A 16,694-nucleotide genomic window follows, 5' to 3' on the forward strand; every position below is an offset into this window, starting at 1 on the left:
GGATCGCATGCTCAACCCGCTAGCGTGAAGTCAGCGATCGGCAAACGGCCTGTGGCGAAACAAGGGCCAGTATCTGAATGGCTCGGAACGGAACCGGTGCCGACGATGACGACAGCGAATACCCGTACCCTCGAAGGAATGGGTCGACTGCAGCCGACGCGGGCTCGCGCGACCGACTTCCCTCCGATCGCCAAGGCGTATACGCGAGTATCGCAGGTCGTACGCGAATCAGGGCTGCTGCGCCGCGCGCACTGGTTCTACGCCTCCGTGGCGCTGGCCATCACCGTGGCCCTCGGCGGGGCCGTCACCGGGTTCATCCTGCTGGGCGACAGCTGGTTCCAGCTGCTCATCGCGGGCGCTCTCGGCATCATCTTCACGCAGATCGCCTTCCTCGCGCACGAAGCGGCGCACCGCCAGATCCTGGCGTCCGGCCCGGCGAACGATCGGCTCGCACGCTGGCTCGCCGGAGCAATCGGCATGAGCTACTCCTGGTGGGACTCGAAGCACAGCAGGCATCACGCGAACCCGAACAAGGTCGGCAAGGATCCCGACATCGAGGTCGACACGATCTCGTTCATCGAGGAGGATGCCGTGCAGGCGCGCGGGTTCGTCCGGGCGATCACCAAGCGTCAGGGCTGGTTCTTCTTCCCACTGCTGACGCTCGAAGGCTTGAACCTGCACTTCCACAGCTTCAAGTACCTGTTCAGCAAGGAGCCGGTCAACGGGCGCTGGACCGAGCTCGCAATCATCTTCGCGCGCTTCGCCATCGTGCTCGTGCCCGTCTTCCTGATGCTCCCCATCGGTATGGCGTTCGCCTTCCTCGGCGTGCAGCTCGCCGTCTTCGGCGTGTACATGGGAGCCTCGTTCGCGCCCAACCACAAGGGCATGCCGGTCATCGCGCACGATGCGAAGCTCGATTTCTTCTCGAAGCAGGTGCGCACGTCGCGCAACATTCGCGGCGGATGGTGGGCGACCTGGCTCATGGGCGGATTGAACTACCAGGTGGAGCATCACCTCTTCCCGAGCATGGCGCGCCCGCACCTGTCGAAAGCGCGGGCGATCGTGCGCGAGCACTGCCGCACCCTCGACGTGCCGTACACGGAGACGTCGCTGTGGCGCTCGTATGCGATCGTCGTGGACTACCTGAACCGGGTCGGCCTGGCGGCACGCGATCCGTTCGACTGCCCGATCACCGCGCAGTACCGCAAGGCGTAAGGACTAGCGACCCGCCTGCTCCGCGTCGTAATCCGTGTCGCGACGTTTGCGCCTGGGAGACGTGGTCGACTTCACGAAGAGTCGCACCAGCGCTTGCTTCTTCTCGAAGTACGCGTGACGGCTGAGCTCGCCCGCCTCGAACTGAGCCTCGAGCTCTCGCAGCGTCTCCTCGGCCGTGGCGGCGTCGAAACGCGAATATCCGTTGGCGAGCGTGTGCTCTTCTCTGATTCCCAATGTGGCCCCCTTCGCTGACATGGATGTTACGCGACGGCTCAGACATTCTTGCCGGGAGCGGGAGTGGGAGATACCACGAATGCGCGCCGAGCCGCACCGGGGTAGCCGGAGGCGAGTGAACCTGGCTAACGTGAGAATTACTTCGGGAAGGAGTAACTCATGAATGCATCACACAACGAACCGCACCACGCGAGCGAGCACGAGGCCTCGAATGGGGAAGGCACCGTCAGTACCCCGCGTGAAGGCGACACCCTGGACCGCCCGGTGCTGGACGGCTCGACCGAGGATTACGGCCAGGAGGGCCAGGAGAAGAACCCTCGGTACGGTCAGGAGAACCCGGAGCTCATTCGGCGCCCCTCCACGGGCGAAGAGACGCCCACCCCCGACGAAGAGGGCTGAGGTCTCGTCCCTGAGTTCGCGCTGAGGCGGGAGCAAGGGGGCTCGGAAGAGCAGTACCTACACCGCGGCCAGCATCAAGCTCAGCTCACAGCACGCGCTTGATGCTGTCTGCGGTGTAGTAGCGCACGGCTCCGGTCGTGTCGACGACGCCGTAGACGGTGGCGCCGTTCGTCATCTGCCGCACGTCGCACACGGTACCGCGGGCGCCGGTGAGGGCGATGACGCTTTCGTCGACGTGGAACTCCTCGAGATCAGCCATGGTTCGACCCTAGCGGGGTGGGGCGGCCTCGCACAGGCCCTGTGCGCTCCGATCCGTCATATTCGGCGTGGCTGACCCGGATGCGTTCCGTATTCGGTGCGATAGGCAGCGGAGAAGCGCGAGACGTTGGTGAATCCCCATCGTCGCGCGACTTCGCCGACGATGGCATCGGGGTCAGCAGCAAGATCGTGGTGGGCGCCTGCGAGTCTGGCGCGTCGCAGGTACTCGCTCGGCGTGAAATCGAGCGACCGCCGGAACGCGTACTGCAGTCCCCGGGTGGAGATGTGCACCGCTTTCGCTACGTCGTCGACGGAGATCGGCTCCTGCGCGTGCTCGTCCATGTATGCGAGGGCGCGGCGCACGGTGCCGGGGGCAGCGGAACGCTGGGGTGAGAAGTCGCGCGTATTCGAGAAGCTCGTCGAGAAACTCGTCAGCACGGTCCACAGGGCGTGGCGGAGGAGGCCCGTCCCGACGATGGTGCTCGGGTCGAGTGTGGCATCACCTGCGAGCACGGAAGCGGCCAGGTAGTTGAACGTGCGCTCCCACTGCGCCGCCTCTCGCTCGCCCGAAGCTTCTGGCGTGCGCAGCTGGAGCGTGAGCCCGTCGTCGCCCGACATCTGACGCGCGAGTTGTTCTGCGTAGTCGCGATCGAATACCATGGCGCGCACCACGGCGGTGTCCTCCCATCGCGCGCTGACCGGTGTTCCGTGAGTGGCCCACGGGCTTCCGGCTGGAAGCGGGCGGCGCCCTGCAATGGTGCCGCCGCGGGGAGCCTGCACGCTGCACGAGAACAACTGGGATTCGGGCGCGATCGAGGACTCGATGTTCGCCGTGAGTTCGTATCGGATGAGCGAGAACCCGTCGACGGTCGCGGAGAACCACTCCAGCTTGCACTGCTCTGGGTCAACGCCGAGCAAACGGGAGGACGGCGCGAATTCGTGCCACGTCTCCGCAACCGTCTCGGAATTCGTCGAGCGAAACCGCCGCATCTCCATGGGTGCCACCGAACCTGACTTTCATTCCGGAGCGCGCGCACGCGTGCTCTTCCGACCTGTGCAGTTGTACCCGAGTTCCAGAAGAGCCGGTCTGGATCGCAGATGGTTTCAGACGAGAAGCGACGATTGGGGCCGCGAAACGACGCAAAAGGGTAGCTCGAGCGAACGGGGATTTCGTCTATTGTACGGGTCAGCGTGGCGGGAACTGGAGCGCGGCCGACCGCGCGAATCGGCTGGCAGCATGGGGGCATGGGGTTTTTGATTCACGGGAAAAGCGAGTACGAGTTCGAGGATCGCCTGCTGGCGCACTTGAAGACGGTGATCGGTCAGAAGCTGAAGAAGCAGGAGTGCTTCTTCTTGAGCTGGACGAAAACGCCGGAGGAGGGGAGCGGGCGCGTGTCGGTCTGGCTGTCCCCGTACATCACCGTGGGATTCCGGTTCTCCGGGAGCCGTCCGCCCGAGTTGAACGTCGCCTGGGTCAGGACGATGAATGCGCTCTCGCACACCCCTCGGGGCCTGGTCGTCATCTCAGAGGACGATGCGGTCGCGTACGCGAAGAAGAATCCGGATCTCCTGTAAGCCGTCTCGAACGCGCATGAACGCGTCCGCGAACGCGCGATCAACGCCGGGTGAACAGCGCGTGAGCAGGCCGTTTTTCCCGGTCAGCAGACCATACACTCGGTTCGGTGAGCAGGTGCGTTTCCACTCCTCGGTTCGAGTTCCCTGACGCTGGCTTCGAGCCGGAGGTCACCCCTGAGGCTGACCTCCGCAACGAGATCCCGCGGGGCCGTCGAAGCGCCCGCTACCGATTCTTCGAGATGCTGCCGGCGCTCCTCAGCTTCAGCGTGCCCGTGCTGGCGATCCTGCTCTCCTGCATCGATCTCCGTCTCGGCATGCTCTTCGTCATCGCGTTCATCGCGACCACGCTGGTTCGCGCTGTGCGCGGCGGTGTCGACGCGCTTCGCGGGTTTCGGCGTCTGCACTGCGCCGAACAGATCGACTGGGCTGGCTTGGTGATCGAGACCGAGACCACGGTCCGGCTTGCGCGCATGCGGCCGACGGGGTCGCTGGAGCGCATCGCCGGGCCAGCGGTTCGACGCCTGCCCGAGCCGTTCGCCGCAGCGCATCGGAGGTTCTTGCGACGGGTGTCGGCTCATCCGGAAGATTTCCCGCTGCCTTCGAGTGTCGTGCATGCGGTCATCGTGGCCGCCTACAACGAGCCGTTCGAGGTGATCGCATCGAGCTTCCGGTCGCTCGCGGCCGCTTCAGGGGCTGAGCGGCTGGTCGTCGTCTTCGCCTATGAAGAGCGGGGCGGTGCAGACGTGCGTGCGAGCGCCATGCGATTGCGCGAGCAGTATGCCGACCGCTTCGCGGGTTTTCTCGCAGTGGAGCATCCAGCCGGCCTCGCTGACGAGATCGCGGGCAAGGGGGCGAACATCACGTATGCCGCCAGGCAGCTCCGCATCTGGTTGCACCGGCGCGAGATCCCGGCCGCCGAGGTCGTCGTCACCACGCTCGATTGCGACAACCGCGTGCACCCGAACTACTTCGAGAACGTCACGTACGCGTTCGTGCTCGACCCTGATCGCGCCCGGCGTTCGTATCAGCCGATTTCGACCTTCGTCAACAACCTCTGGCACGCACCGGCGCCCACGCGAGTCGTGGCGGCCGGCAACACGCTCTGGAACCTCATCTCCACCGTCCGACCGCGCACGTTGCGCAACTTCGCGTCGCATTCGCAACCTCTGAGCGCGCTCATCGGGATGGATTACTGGAGCCGACGCACCATCGTCGAGGACGGACACCAGTACTGGCGCAGCTACTTCCACTTCGACGGACGGTACGGGGTGACGCCCATCCACCTGCCCATCATGCAGGACGCGGTGCTCGGCGCGTCGTTCGCCCGCACCCTGCGCGCCCAGTTCACGCAACTGTGCCGGTGGGCGTACGGGGCATCGGATATCGCCTTCGTCGGAACGCGGCTGTTCGCGAAGGATCGCAGGGCGCCGTTCCGAACAACCCTCTTCCGATTCGCGACGCTGCTCGACTCGCACGTGACACTCGCGTGCATCGCGCCGATGGTCGCGTTCGGGGCGTGGATTCCGATCATCGTCGGAAGCATCTCGGGCGGAGCGGGGACGCCCCTCGCGATGGTGCTGCGGGAGGCCGGGAGCGCGAGTGCCAACGGTGCGGCGTGGGCCACGCACGCCCTCGGGATCCCGTTCTCCGCAGCCGTGGAAGCCGTGCGGGGATCAGCGTTCGCCGGCCCGAACCCGTTGCAGCACATCGTGGCGACACCGCCGTTCTCCGTGGCGCAACTCGCCGCTGAACTCCCGGGAATGATCGGCGCGGTGCAGCGCTTCGCTCTCGTCGGAGTCGCGGTGACGGTCGTGCTGACGCTGCTGCTGACTCCCGAGCGCCCGCCCGGCGTCTCCCGGTTGCGCGGCTTCGGCATGCTCGCCCAGTGGGTGCTGCTCCCCGTCACGCTCCTCTGCTACAACACCGCGAGCGCCCTGGTGGCGCAGTACCGGCTGCTCATCGGCGCGTACCGCGAGGAGTTCGATGTGACCGAGAAGCGCGCTCCGACGGTCGAGCACGCCGCTCGTGCGACGACTCGAGGCAGCACGAACGGCGCACGGCGCGAAGTTCGATCCGAAAGCGACTAGGCTCGTTCAGTTCGAGCTTGTTCGAACTGAACGGGGGAAGCGTGACCGCTCGAGTTCCTGGCGCAGGCGATCCACTTCGCCGGAGACGATTCGGCTTCGCGCTGTCGATCACGAGCATCACGGCCATGATGGCCGGAGCGAGTGCGCCGTCTCCCTTCTACCCCGTGCTCGCCGAGACGATCGGGTTCTCAGCGCTCGTCACCACGGCGATCTTCGCGGTGTACGCGCTCGCGCTGCTCTGCACGCTGCTCACTGCCGGCTCCCTCTCCGACCACGTCGGCCGACGTCCGGTTGCGAGCGTCGGCCTGCTCTTGCTCGCGGCGAGCATCGTCGTGTTCTGGCACGCGGAATCCGTGCCGCTCTTGGTCATCGCTCGCGTGCTGCAGGGGATCGCGAGTGGCCTGCTGCTCTCGGCCGTCTCCGCAGCGATCACCGACCTCGAATCCCCGAAGCGTCCAGGCTCTGCGGCCGTGTGGAACGCGGTCGCGCCGATGCTGGGGCTCGGAATCGGCGCTCTGGCAGCAGGAATCGCACTCGACGCCGCCGAGAACGCGATGACCGCGATCTTCGGCCCGCTCTCGGCGATCTACGTCGTGCTGGCAGTGCTCTTCCGGTTCGTGCCCGAGACCGCGCCTCGCTCACCGGGCGCCCTGCGGTCTCTCCAGTTCCGGCTCACCGTGCCGAGCGAGATGCGCGTCGAGTTCATGCAGGGCGCACCGGCGATCTTCGCCGGCTGGGCGACCGGCGGCCTGTTCCTCTCGCTCGGGGCGAGCATCGTGCACGTCGAGCTCGGGGGAGAAGCGCACGTCTGGCAAGGGCTCTCGGTCGGCGTGCTCGCGGGGGCCGGCGCCGTCGCCGCATTCCTGCTCCGGAGGCGCTCGGCTCGGGTGATCGCGGTGTACGGCGCGGCTGCGCTCGCGATCGGCACTGCGTGCTCGCTGGTCGCGCTCGCCGCAGGCTCCCTTCCCGGATACCTCGTTGCGGTGGCCATCACCGGTTCGGGGTTCGGCACCGCGTTCTTCGGCGTGGTGAGTTCGCTCGCGCCGCACATTCCCGCGACCCAGCGCGCTGACGTCTTCGCGGTGATCTTCCTCGTCTCATATCTCGCATTCGGGGTGCCCACCGTGCTCGCCGGCTTGCTCGTGCAATTCGTCGGGCTCACCCCGGTGGCCTTCGGGTACGGGGCCGTGGTGATCGTGTTCGCCGGTGTCGCCTGCGTCATGCGGCTTCGCCGGGGGTAGCGGGAAACGCGCGTTCGGGTAGAATTCCTCACATGGATATCGAGGTCGACAGAACTTCATCCGCCGCCGCACGACGCCGTTGAGCGTCGAGCGGATCAGGTGAGATCCCTCTGTTCCCGCCCCGTTTGCGCGCCGCACCGTTCGGCGGTCGCCGGGTTAACCTGAAATGAGTCTGCATGTCCGCATCATCAGCGATTTCGCTGCATCGACTTTCATACCACTGGCCTGACGGCTCCCCGGCGCTCGTCGACGTCTCGGGAACGTTCCCATTGGGTCGCACCGGCCTGACCGGGAGAAACGGCGCCGGCAAGTCGACCCTGCTCAAGTTGATCGCCGGGACGCTCACACCCACCTCCGGCTCCATCTCGGCCGTCGGAGATGTCGCCGCCTTGCCGCAGTTGCTCACGCTGCACCGGGACCAGACGATCGCGGCGCTGCTCGGCATCGAGCGCACACTCGACGGACTTCGCGCCATCGAGTCCGGAGACGTCGACGTGCGCCATTTCGATGCGGTCGGCGACGACTGGGATATCGAATCCCGGGCCGCAGAGGCGCTGGATCGCATCGGCTTCTCGACCGCTGATCTGGACCGCAGCGTGGCGACCGTCTCGGGCGGGGAGGCGATGCTCATCGCGATCACGGGCCTGCGGCTGCGTCGTGCGCCGATCACCCTGCTCGACGAGCCGACGAACAATCTCGATCGGTCGACGAGCGCACGACTGGGAGAGTTCGTGGACGACTGGCCTGGCACGCTGATCGTCGTCAGCCACGATGTCGAACTGCTCGAACGCATGGAGCACACGGCGGAGATTCACGACGGTGCGCTCAGCACGTTCGGCGGGCCGTTCAGCGCATGGCGGGAGCACCGCGAAGTGGAGCAGGCAGCGGCAGAGCAGGCGGCGCGCGCAGCGCAGCAGGCGCTGAAGGTCGAGAAGCGCCAACGCGTCGAGGCGGAGACGAAGCTGGCGCGCCGTGAACGCGCGGGTCGAAAGACGCAGCTGAGCGGTGACATCCCGAAGATCCTCGCCGGCCGCCGGGCGAACAGCGCACAGGTCGCGGCCGGTTCGATGCGCTCGTCGCTCGATGCGCACGTCCGGGCCGCGCAGGCCGCCGTGGACGACGCCGATGCCCGGGTGCGCCGAGATGAACGCATCTCCGTCGATCTGCCAGACCCCTCGGTGCCCCGGGGGCGCCGCCTCATCGAATTCGACGGCGCCGATCATCCGATCGTGGTGCAGGGCCCAGAGCGAGTCGCACTCGTCGGCGCGAATGGCACGGGCAAGTCGACGCTGCTCGAGCGCCTGGTGCGCGGGAGCAGCGGTGCCGGGCCGACCGGGCGGCTCCTGACGAATCGCTTCGGGTATCTGCCGCAGCGTCTGGACGGGCTCATCGACACGGCGAGTGCGCTCGAGAACGTGCAGGCCGTCGCGCCAGCCACCCCACCCGGAGCCATACGCAACGGTCTCGCGCGACTCCTTCTGCGCGGCTCGAGTGCAGATCGGCCGGTCGGCTCGCTCTCAGGCGGTGAACGGTTCCGGGCGTCGCTCGCGCGCCTCCTGCTCGCAGATCCGCCCGCCGAGGTGCTGATCCTCGATGAGCCGACGAACAACCTCGATCTCGCGAGCATCGGTCAGCTCACCGACGCGCTGAACGCGTATCGCGGGGCGATCCTCATCGTGAGTCACGACATCGCGTTCCTCAACACACTCCGGATCGACACGGTCATCGAGATCGACGCGCACGGGGTGCTCCGAGAGCGCCCTGAACTGCCGGCATGATGATCTCGGGCGAGGAGCGATCGCGCCCGCCCCGGCCATCGCCGGTAGTCTGAATTCCGACACACACGGGTCACTGACGGATGAAGGTGCAGTCATGGTCGTATTCGGTTTGGTGCTCGCCGCTCTGGCCGCACTGCTGCACGTCTACATCTTCTGGATGGAATCCGTCACCTGGACGAGCGCGAAGACTCGAGCCACCTTCGGATTGACCGCGGAACAAGCGGAAGCGACGAAGGAGATGGCGTTCAACCAGGGGTTCTACAACCTCTTCCTGGCGCTGATCGCACTGGTCGGAGTCGGCCTCGCGCTCCTCGTCGGCGGGCCTGTCGGGTACGCCCTGGCCTTCGCGGGTACGGGGTCGATGCTCGCGGCCGCGGTCGTGCTGTTCGCGACGTCGCCCGACAAGCGCGGAGCAGCGGTGAAGCAGGGAGCGCTCCCGCTGCTCGCGATCCTCGTACTGCTCTTCGCACTCATCCTCTGACCTGCGGTTCCGCGCGTGCCGGAGGCGGTATTATTCCGATGCGGCGATGTCGTCGCGCCCGGCGATCGGGATGATCAGGAGTGACGGCGAACGATGCATGGCGACGATGAGCGCGACGCCCTCGTGCTCTCCCTGATGCGCGCGGTGCGCGGATTCGGCGACTCCCACGATCGGATGTCGGCGGGCATGAAGCAGGGCATGGCGATGAACGCCAGTGACCTCGCCGCGCTGCGCCTCCTCATCATCCGCGAGGAGGAGGGGCGTCCGGTCAGCCCTCGCGATCTCTCAACGCACCTGCGCATCTCGACCGCGTCGACGACGAAGCTGCTGGATCGCCTCAGCGCTTCGGGGCACGTGCGCCGTGCTCCGCATCCGAGCGATCGCCGTGCCAGGGTGATCGAGCTCACGGATGCGGCGCGCCACGAGTTCTTCCGCCGCTTCGCGCCGCAGTTGGTCGCGATGCGGGAGGCGATGACCGGGTTCTCGGTCGAGGAGCTTGCGATCGCGGAGCGCGCCTTTCGGGCGATGGGCGCGGCGATCGACCTCGACGTCTAACGGTCGCGGGTGAGAGCGGCGTCGACGGCCTCTTCGACCGTGCGATGCGTGAACCGGAATCCCGAGCCGAGCAGCACGTCCGGAGTGACGACGGCGTCTGAGAGGAGCAGTGCGTCTGCGGCGTCGCTTCCGAGGGCGAGGCGCAACGCCCACGCCGGGGCGGGCACGACGAACGGGCGGCGCAGTGTTCTCGCGAGCGCGCGCCCGGTGTCGTTGGCCGTGGCGGGTGCGGGGCCCGTCAGGTTCACGGGGCCAGAGACATCGCTGTCGATGAGGTGGCGGATCGCGCGAACCTCGTCGGCGAGCGAGATCCAGGGCCAGTGCTGTCGCCCGCCTCCGAGGGGCCCGCTGATCCCGAGCCGGGTCAGGAGGAGCAGCGGTTTCAGCACCCCGCCCCGGTCGATCAGCGGCGCCGTCCGCAGCAGCACGACGCGGGCCTGTGGCCCGGCTTCGAGCGCCGCACCCTCCCACGCGACGCAGAGCTCGGCGAGGAACGTGCGCCCCGGCGCACTGCGCTCGGTGAGTCGCTCGTGCGGGCGATCGCCGTACAAGCCGACGGCAGAGGCGCTCAGCAGGGTCGGAGCGTCCGGGCCGAGTTCACGGATGGCGCTGGCGATGGTGCGCGTCGGCGCGAGGCGCGATTCGCGCAGCGTCTCCCGATAGCGGCGCGTCCACGGGAGCTTGCCGATACTGGCCCCGTTCAGGCAGATGACGGCCAGGGCGCCCGCGAGCACTGCGGGATCGAGCGGGGTCTCGCCGGGGCGCCACTCGACCTCGTCCGTGCTGCGCGGAGCGCGGCGCACGAGCCGCGTGACGGCGATGCCGTCGGCGCCGAGCGATCGTGCGAGCTCGTCTCCGATCAGGCCGGAGGCGCCGCTGATCACCACCCGCGGTGGGGCGGGTGCGGCCTGGGGTGAGGTGTCGGAGGTCGTCATCGCTCCCCATTCTCCATGCGCGACAGCTTCGAAGGCCACCAGATGGCCTTCCCGATGTCGGTTGCGAGGGCGGGAACGAGCAGCGAGCGCACGATGAAGGTGTCGAGCAGCACGCCGAAGGCGACGATGAATGCGATCTGCACGAGGAACAGAATCGGGATGACCGAGAGTGCGGCGAATGTCGCGGCGAGCACGAGGCCGGCGGACGTGATGACTCCGCCGGTGATCGTCAGTCCTCTGAGCACTCCCTCTCGAGTGCCGTGCCTTCGGGATTCCTCGCGCACCCGGGTCATCAGGAAGATGTTGTAGTCGATGCCTAGAGCGACGAGGAAGACGAAGCCGTAGAGCGGGACGGCGGGGTCCGCTCCGGGGAATCCGAATCCGTGGTTGAACACGAGTGCCGCGACGCCGAGCGCTGTGCCGAACGAGAGCACCGTGGTGAGGATCAGCAGGACGGGGGCGAGGATCGAGCGGAGCAGCAGCATGAGGATCACGAGGATCACCGCGAGCACCAGCGGGATGATGAGATTCCGGTCGTGGATCGATGCCTGGTTGGTGTCGACCGCGGTCGCCGTGACGCCGCCGATGAGCGCCGATGTTCCATCGAGCTCGGAGCGCAGGCCGGTGATCGTCTGTGCCGCGGCCTCGGAATCGGCCGCGTCTGCGAGGGTCGCCTGCAGCAGCACCTTGCCGTCGCTCACCGTCGCCTCGGGGGCCGGTGTGCCGGGCGGACCGAAGGCCTGGATGCCGTCCTCCGTGAACGTCGCGGTGCCGCTCGGGGAGTCCGCTGCCGTCACTGCGACGCTGTCGACGCCGGTCTGCGCGAGCAGGGTGTCTGCGGTCTCCTGCAGGCGATCCTCATCGACGAGCACGTAAGCCGGGCTGCCGGAGCCGCCGGGGAAGTGCTCGCCGAGCACGGCTTGACCGTCGCGAGCCTCCGACTGCCCGACGACGAGGTCGGACTGCGGTATGCCGGTCGCCTGCAACTGCGTGACTCCGGCTGCGCCCAGTGCGAGCACGACCGTGGTGATGATCCAGATGGGGCGCGGGTGGCGTCGGATCCACTCGGCGAGCCGGCGCCACATGCCCCGCGTCGGCATGCCGTTCTCCGCCGCGACGACCTCCGGCTCGAACTTCGGGCGCCGGGGCCAGTACGCGGCCCGACCGAATGCGAAGAGCAGCGCCGGGAGCAGTGTGAGCGCTGCGAGCATGGCGAACACGATGCCGATCGCGGCCACGGGCCCGAGCGTGCTGTTCGATTTCAGATCGCTCAGCAACAGGCAGAGCAGTCCGACGATCACCGTTCCGCCCGATGCGAGGATCGGCTCGAACGAGCCCTTGATGGCCGCGATCACGGCGGCTCCGCGATCCTGCGCCACACGCAGCTCCTCGCGGAAGCGCGCGACGAGGAGGAGTGAGTAATCGGTCGCGGCGCCGATCACGAGAATGAAGAGAATGCCCTGAGTCTGGCCGCTCAGCAGCAGCACTCCGGCGTCGGCGAGATGCCAGATGACGAAGAGCGCGACGCAGAGCGCGAACAGGCTCGTGCTGAGCACGATGAGCGGGAGGAGGAGCGACCGGTAGACGATCACGAGAATGACGAGCACTGCGAGGAGCGCCACGAGCAGGAGGATGCCGTCGATGCCGGCGAAGCCGGCTGCGAGATCTGCGGTGAAGCCGGCAGGCCCGGTGACGTGCACATCGACGCCGGGCGGAGCGTCGTCGCGCAGCGTCTCGCCGAGCTCGGCGACGACGTCGGTGACTTCCGCGTCGGCATCGATGGGTACGAAGAGCTGAACGGCTTGTCCGTCCTCCGATGGAATCGCGGGAGAGCTCTCATCGCCGATACCGCTGAGGGAGGTCGCGTCGCTGGCCGCCGTGTCGATGGCCTGCAGCTGATCGTCGGTGAGTTCGGTTCCGTCGTTCGAGGAGAACACCACGATGGCAGGAATGGAGTCGTCCCCGAGGAAATCGCCCTGCACATCGCGCACCGCTGTGGCATCGGCTGATGAGGGGAGGTACGTCGTCTGGTCGTTGGACGACACCTCGTCGACTTTTCCGAAGAGCGGACCACCGGCGCCGGCGCCGGCGAACCAGAGCACGATGAGTACGGCGGGCAGGAGGATGCGAAGCCACCGGCGTCGAGGCCGGGGTGCTGCCGGCTGCGCGGCGTGAGCGGGTGACGCGTGGTGTTCAGACATTCTTCTACAATCTCCCAAAGAAAGTATCTAGCTAAGCTAGTGAAACTCTAGCGGGTGCGGCGGGCTTTATGAAGTCGAAATTCGGCGTGCCACGTCTCGGCGCCGCTGTCCAGCCCGTTCCTGATGAGCGCCCGCTCCGTAGACTCGCCACATGCCAGAATCGCCTCGCATCCCGGCCCCTGCTGTTTCGACTGATCCGACGCGCGCAGACAGCGCTCGCGGCGCCGAAACGTCGTTCGATCCCTTGCCAAGCGCAGCCGGCGTCACCCTCGAACATGGGTTCGCATCCCGGCTCCCCGAACTATCGGTGCCGTGGAACGCGTTCCGCCCCGAATCGCCGCGTACCGTCGTGTGGAACGAAGCCCTGGCAGAAGAACTCGGCATCGATGCGCACCGCTTCACCGGGAATTCCCTCGTCCGCTTCCTCCTCGGGAATGCGCTGCCAGAAGGAAGCGAGCCCGTCGCTCAGGCGTACGCCGGGCACCAGTTCGGCGGGTACTCGCCCCGCTTGGGCGACGGCCGCGCGCTGCTGCTCGGGGAGATCCGCGATCCGGCGGGGCGGCTGCGCGATCTGCACCTCAAAGGATCGGGACGCACGCCCTTCGCGCGGGCGGACGGATTCGCCGCGCTGGGGCCGATGCTTCGGGAATACCTCATGGGTGAGGCGATGGCGGCGCTCGGTGTACCGACGACCCGCGCGCTCGGTGTAGTCGCCACGGGGAGGAGCGTTCCGCGCGACGGCGAGTTGCTCGACGGGGCGGCGCTGACGCGTGTGGCGAGCAGCCACCTCAGAGTCGGGAGTTTCCAGTTCGCCCGCGCGCAGGGCGACGCAGCCCTGCTGGCCCGCCTCGCCGACTACGCGGTCGAGCGGCACGCGCCGGAGCTCTCGGGGGAGCCCGATCGCTACGCCGGATTGCTGGACGCGGTCGTCGCTGCGCAGGCGCGGCTCGTCGCGCACTGGGTGCTCGTCGGATTCGTGCACGGCGTGATGAACACCGACAATATGACGATCTCCGGCGAGACGATCGATTACGGTCCGTGCGCGTTCATCGACGCATTCGACCCGGCGGCCGCATTCAGCTCGATCGACCACCAGCGTCGGTACGCGTACGGCAATCAGCCGTCGATCGCTCTGTGGAACCTGACGCGCTTCGCCGAGACGCTCCTTCCCCTCCTCGCGCCGGATGCCGAAGCCGCGAAAGCGGTCGCCGTCGCATCGCTCGACCATTTCGGGGAGGCGTACAACGACGCCTGGATGGATGGGATGCGGGCCAAGCTGGGATTGGCGGGTTCCGCCGGGCGCGCGGCCGTCGACGACGGTGCGCTCGCGGAACTGACCGCCGACATGCTCACCGACCTGCAGCGGCATCGCATCGATTACACGAGCTTCTTCCGGGCGCTCGCGCGAGCCGGCTCGGGCGATACCACCGCGCTCGACGACGTGCTCCCGCGCTCCGAGGGGGCAGGGGGCTGGGTCGATCGCTGGCTCCAGGCCGCACCCGATCCCGCTGCGATGGATCGGGTCAATCCGATCTACATCCCTCGCAACCATCTCGTCGAGGAGGCTCTCGAGGCTGCGTCCGAGGGAGGCATGGAGCCCTTCTCACACCTGCTGTCGGTGCTGGAGCGCCCGTACACCGCTCGGGAGGGCTTCGAGCGGTTCGAGCGTCCGGCGCCCGAGGGCGGCCCGGCACACGTGACGTTCTGCGGCACCTGATCCTCGCGGCAGGCAACCCTCCGCAGGCAACATGCAGCGATGCCGCCCGCGACCGTTGCGCTCCTGGAAGAGCCCGGTGCTGGCGGCATCGCTGTGCGGTGCAGAGCCTGCGGCCTACGCCGTCTGGCCGGGATGCTCTCCCTCGCCGATCTCCTCGACCAGCTTCGCGTTGAAGGCGGGCAGATCATCGGGAGTGCGACTCGTCACGAGACCCTGATCCACGACGACCTCCTCATCGACCCAGGTCGCACCTGCGTTCTGGAGGTCGGTGCGCAGGCTCGCGTACGAGGTGACGGTGCGGCCATTGAGCACATCGGCGTCGGCGAGAATCCACCCGCCGTGGCAGATCGCGCCGACGGGCTTGTGCTGCGCGAAGAAGTCCTTGGTGAAGGCGACCGCATCGGCATCGAGCCGGATCTGGTCGCCGTTCACGACGCCGCCCGGCAGAACGAGCGCATCGAACTCACTCGCGTTCGCGTCGGCCGAGGTGAGCGAGACCTCTTGCTCATGGCCGTTCTTGCCGGTGATCGAACCGGTCTTCGTGGACACCACGATGACCTCCGCGCCGTGCTCCTGCACTGCGGAGATGGGTTCCGTGAGCTCTGAGTCCTCGAAGCCGTCGGTTGCCAGAACCGCTACGCGCTTGCCGGTGAGATGTGACATGAATAAACCTCCTGGGTTCGGGAGTTCGTCGTCCGTCGAGACCCGGTTTCCGGGCCGACGTCTCGAGCCTCCCGTATCTCGGTCGAGCCCGGCACCCCGTTGCACGCGGCCGAACAGGGCGCTAGACGCGCGCAGACCGTGCGCTCACGGCGGGCGTTGCCACCGGTTCCGCTCCTGGAGAAACCGTGTGCCGGCGAGCGTAGTGTGGGGAGCATGGCAAGCATCATTATTTTCGGCGGACACGGCAAGATCGCGCTTCTGACGGAGCCGCTCCTCGCGGAGCGAGGCGACGCGGTGACGGCGGTGATACGCAATCCGGATCAGGCGGAGGACGTGCGCGCTGCCGGCGCCGAGCCGCGGGTCGCCGACATCGAACACCTCGACGTGGACGCGCTCGTCGACGTCGTCCGGGGCCATGACGCGGTGGTGTGGTCGGCCGGGGCCGGGGGCGGCGACGCCGCGCGCACGATGGCCGTTGATCGGGATGCGGCGATCCGCACCATGGATGCCGCGGCTCGCGCTGGAGTGCCGCGTTACGTGATGGTGTCCTACTTCGGCGCGTCTCGCGACCACGGTGTCGACCCGGAGAACGCCTTCTACACCTACGCGGAGGCGAAGTCCCAGGCTGACGAGCATCTCCGGGAGTCTGAACTGGACTGGACGGTGCTCGGCCCGAGCGGCCTGACGCTCGATCCGCCGGCGGGCGCCATCGACGTCGACGCCGAGAATGGCGAGACGGTGGCGCGAGCCGACGTCGCTGCGACGATCGCTGCGGTGCTGGCCGACGACACGACCATTCGCCGCACGATCCGCTTCAATACCGGCACAACTCCCATCGCCGAGGCCATTCGAGCCCGTTCCTGACCGCGAACCGCGCGACACGCGACCCTTTATTTGAATAACTCAAAATAAGCGCGTAGGGTGATCGGTATGGAGACGAGCACGGAGGAAGCGCTGCGCGGCGTCGGTCTGCGAGCGACCGCAGGCCGCCTGGCCGTGCTCGATGCGCTCGCCTCCATGCCTCACTCGGACGCGGATCATGTGTTCCGAGTGGTCGCGAGTGCGCTGCCGACGACATCGATCCAGTCAGTGCACAACATCCTGGCGGACCTGACCGCGGCGGGGCTGACCCGACGCGTGGAGCCGGCAGGATCCGCGGCGCTCTATGAGCGGCGCGTGAACGACAACCATCATCACGTCGTGTGCTCCCAGTGCGGAGCCATTGCCGACGTCGATTGCGTCGTCGGTCACACGCCGTGCCTCTCCCCGTCGGAGACGGGGGGCTTCACCGTACAGACCGCCGAGGTGACGTTCTGGGGCATCTGCCCCGGCTGCGCCGCCTCGGCCGCATAGTC

The 16,694-nt window shown here is 67.4% G+C and carries 17 protein-coding genes; 11 read left to right on the forward strand and 6 right to left on the reverse strand.

Features of this window, described 5'->3' with window-relative positions:
• The first annotated feature begins 138 nt into the window (after positions 1 to 138).
• Positions 139 to 1,215: a fatty acid desaturase family protein gene (locus WFH23_RS01120; RefSeq protein WP_211650490.1), complete on the forward strand. Its 1,077-nt coding sequence runs from the start codon at positions 139 to 141 to the stop codon at positions 1,213 to 1,215.
• A gap of 3 nt (positions 1,216 to 1,218) precedes the next feature.
• Here WFH23_RS01120 and WFH23_RS01125 read toward each other — a convergent pair whose 3' ends face one another.
• Positions 1,219 to 1,449, reverse strand: coding sequence for a hypothetical protein (locus WFH23_RS01125; protein WP_090147025.1), 231 nt, complete (start codon positions 1,447 to 1,449; stop codon positions 1,219 to 1,221).
• A gap of 159 nt (positions 1,450 to 1,608) precedes the next feature.
• Here WFH23_RS01125 and WFH23_RS01130 point away from each other — a divergent pair, with 159 nt between their 5' ends.
• On the forward strand, positions 1,609 to 1,848 hold the full coding sequence (locus WFH23_RS01130; RefSeq protein ID WP_336661333.1) for a hypothetical protein: 240 nt from the start codon (positions 1,609 to 1,611) through the stop codon (positions 1,846 to 1,848).
• Positions 1,849 to 1,933: 85 nt separating this feature from the next.
• Here the strand turns inward: WFH23_RS01130 and WFH23_RS01135 are convergent, their stop codons facing one another.
• Positions 1,934 to 2,107, reverse strand: coding sequence for a hypothetical protein (locus WFH23_RS01135; protein WP_176698282.1), 174 nt, complete (start codon positions 2,105 to 2,107; stop codon positions 1,934 to 1,936).
• A 56-nt stretch (positions 2,108 to 2,163) separates the two neighbouring features.
• Positions 2,164 to 3,102 (reverse strand): AraC family transcriptional regulator, encoded by a 939-nt coding sequence (locus WFH23_RS01140; protein WP_336661661.1) that lies wholly within the window; start codon positions 3,100 to 3,102, stop codon positions 2,164 to 2,166.
• A gap of 249 nt (positions 3,103 to 3,351) precedes the next feature.
• Between WFH23_RS01140 and WFH23_RS01145 the strand changes: the two genes are divergently transcribed.
• The 6 genes from WFH23_RS01145 to WFH23_RS01170 all read left to right on the forward strand — a co-directional run bounded on the left by WFH23_RS01145 (position 3,352) and on the right by WFH23_RS01170 (position 9,823).
• On the forward strand, positions 3,352 to 3,681 hold the full coding sequence (locus tag WFH23_RS01145; RefSeq protein WP_090147031.1) for a DUF7882 family protein: 330 nt from the start codon (positions 3,352 to 3,354) through the stop codon (positions 3,679 to 3,681).
• 107 nt (positions 3,682 to 3,788) lie between these two features.
• Positions 3,789 to 5,768: a glycosyltransferase gene (locus WFH23_RS01150; RefSeq protein ID WP_336661334.1), complete on the forward strand. Its 1,980-nt coding sequence runs from the start codon at positions 3,789 to 3,791 to the stop codon at positions 5,766 to 5,768.
• Between the two features lie 17 nt (positions 5,769 to 5,785).
• On the forward strand, positions 5,786 to 7,009 hold the full coding sequence (locus tag WFH23_RS01155; protein WP_336661335.1) for an MFS transporter: 1,224 nt from the start codon (positions 5,786 to 5,788) through the stop codon (positions 7,007 to 7,009).
• Between the two features lie 176 nt (positions 7,010 to 7,185).
• On the forward strand, positions 7,186 to 8,787 hold the full coding sequence (locus WFH23_RS01160) for an ABC-F family ATP-binding cassette domain-containing protein (RefSeq protein WP_336661336.1): 1,602 nt from the start codon (positions 7,186 to 7,188) through the stop codon (positions 8,785 to 8,787).
• A 94-nt stretch (positions 8,788 to 8,881) separates the two neighbouring features.
• Positions 8,882 to 9,268 (forward strand): DUF1304 domain-containing protein, encoded by a 387-nt coding sequence (locus WFH23_RS01165; protein WP_200329858.1) that lies wholly within the window; start codon positions 8,882 to 8,884, stop codon positions 9,266 to 9,268.
• 93 nt (positions 9,269 to 9,361) lie between these two features.
• Positions 9,362 to 9,823 (forward strand): MarR family winged helix-turn-helix transcriptional regulator, encoded by a 462-nt coding sequence (locus WFH23_RS01170; protein ID WP_090147035.1) that lies wholly within the window; start codon positions 9,362 to 9,364, stop codon positions 9,821 to 9,823.
• Here the strand turns inward: WFH23_RS01170 and WFH23_RS01175 are convergent.
• Positions 9,820 to 10,758, reverse strand: coding sequence for a TIGR01777 family oxidoreductase (locus tag WFH23_RS01175; RefSeq protein ID WP_336661337.1), 939 nt, complete (start codon positions 10,756 to 10,758; stop codon positions 9,820 to 9,822). The genes WFH23_RS01170 and WFH23_RS01175 overlap by 4 nt on opposite strands.
• The gene (locus tag WFH23_RS01180) at positions 10,755 to 12,959 is read right to left on the reverse strand and encodes an MMPL family transporter (RefSeq protein ID WP_336661338.1); all 2,205 of its coding nucleotides are present in this window, start codon (positions 12,957 to 12,959) and stop codon (positions 10,755 to 10,757) included. Before WFH23_RS01180 ends, WFH23_RS01175 begins: the two co-directional genes overlap by 4 nt.
• A gap of 244 nt (positions 12,960 to 13,203) precedes the next feature.
• Between WFH23_RS01180 and WFH23_RS01185 the strand changes: the two genes are divergently transcribed.
• Positions 13,204 to 14,676, forward strand: coding sequence for a protein adenylyltransferase SelO (locus tag WFH23_RS01185; RefSeq protein ID WP_442918681.1), 1,473 nt, complete (start codon positions 13,204 to 13,206; stop codon positions 14,674 to 14,676).
• 114 nt (positions 14,677 to 14,790) lie between these two features.
• On the opposite strand, the gene WFH23_RS01190 is transcribed toward WFH23_RS01185, so the two are convergent.
• Positions 14,791 to 15,339 (reverse strand): type 1 glutamine amidotransferase domain-containing protein, encoded by a 549-nt coding sequence (locus WFH23_RS01190; protein WP_336661340.1) that lies wholly within the window; start codon positions 15,337 to 15,339, stop codon positions 14,791 to 14,793.
• A 213-nt stretch (positions 15,340 to 15,552) separates the two neighbouring features.
• Between WFH23_RS01190 and WFH23_RS01195 the strand changes: the two genes are divergently transcribed.
• Together WFH23_RS01195 and WFH23_RS01200 are read left to right on the forward strand one after the other, a co-directional pair.
• Positions 15,553 to 16,203 (forward strand): SDR family oxidoreductase, encoded by a 651-nt coding sequence (locus WFH23_RS01195; protein ID WP_336661341.1) that lies wholly within the window; start codon positions 15,553 to 15,555, stop codon positions 16,201 to 16,203.
• Between the two features lie 66 nt (positions 16,204 to 16,269).
• Entirely contained in the window at positions 16,270 to 16,692 is a 423-nt protein-coding gene (locus WFH23_RS01200) for a Fur family transcriptional regulator (protein ID WP_090147045.1), read from the forward strand.
• Positions 16,693 to 16,694 lie beyond the last annotated feature (2 nt).

The sequence above is a fragment of the Leucobacter sp. USHLN154 genome (assembly GCF_037145595.1).
Lineage (GTDB): Bacteria > Actinomycetota > Actinomycetes > Actinomycetales > Microbacteriaceae > Leucobacter > Leucobacter alluvii.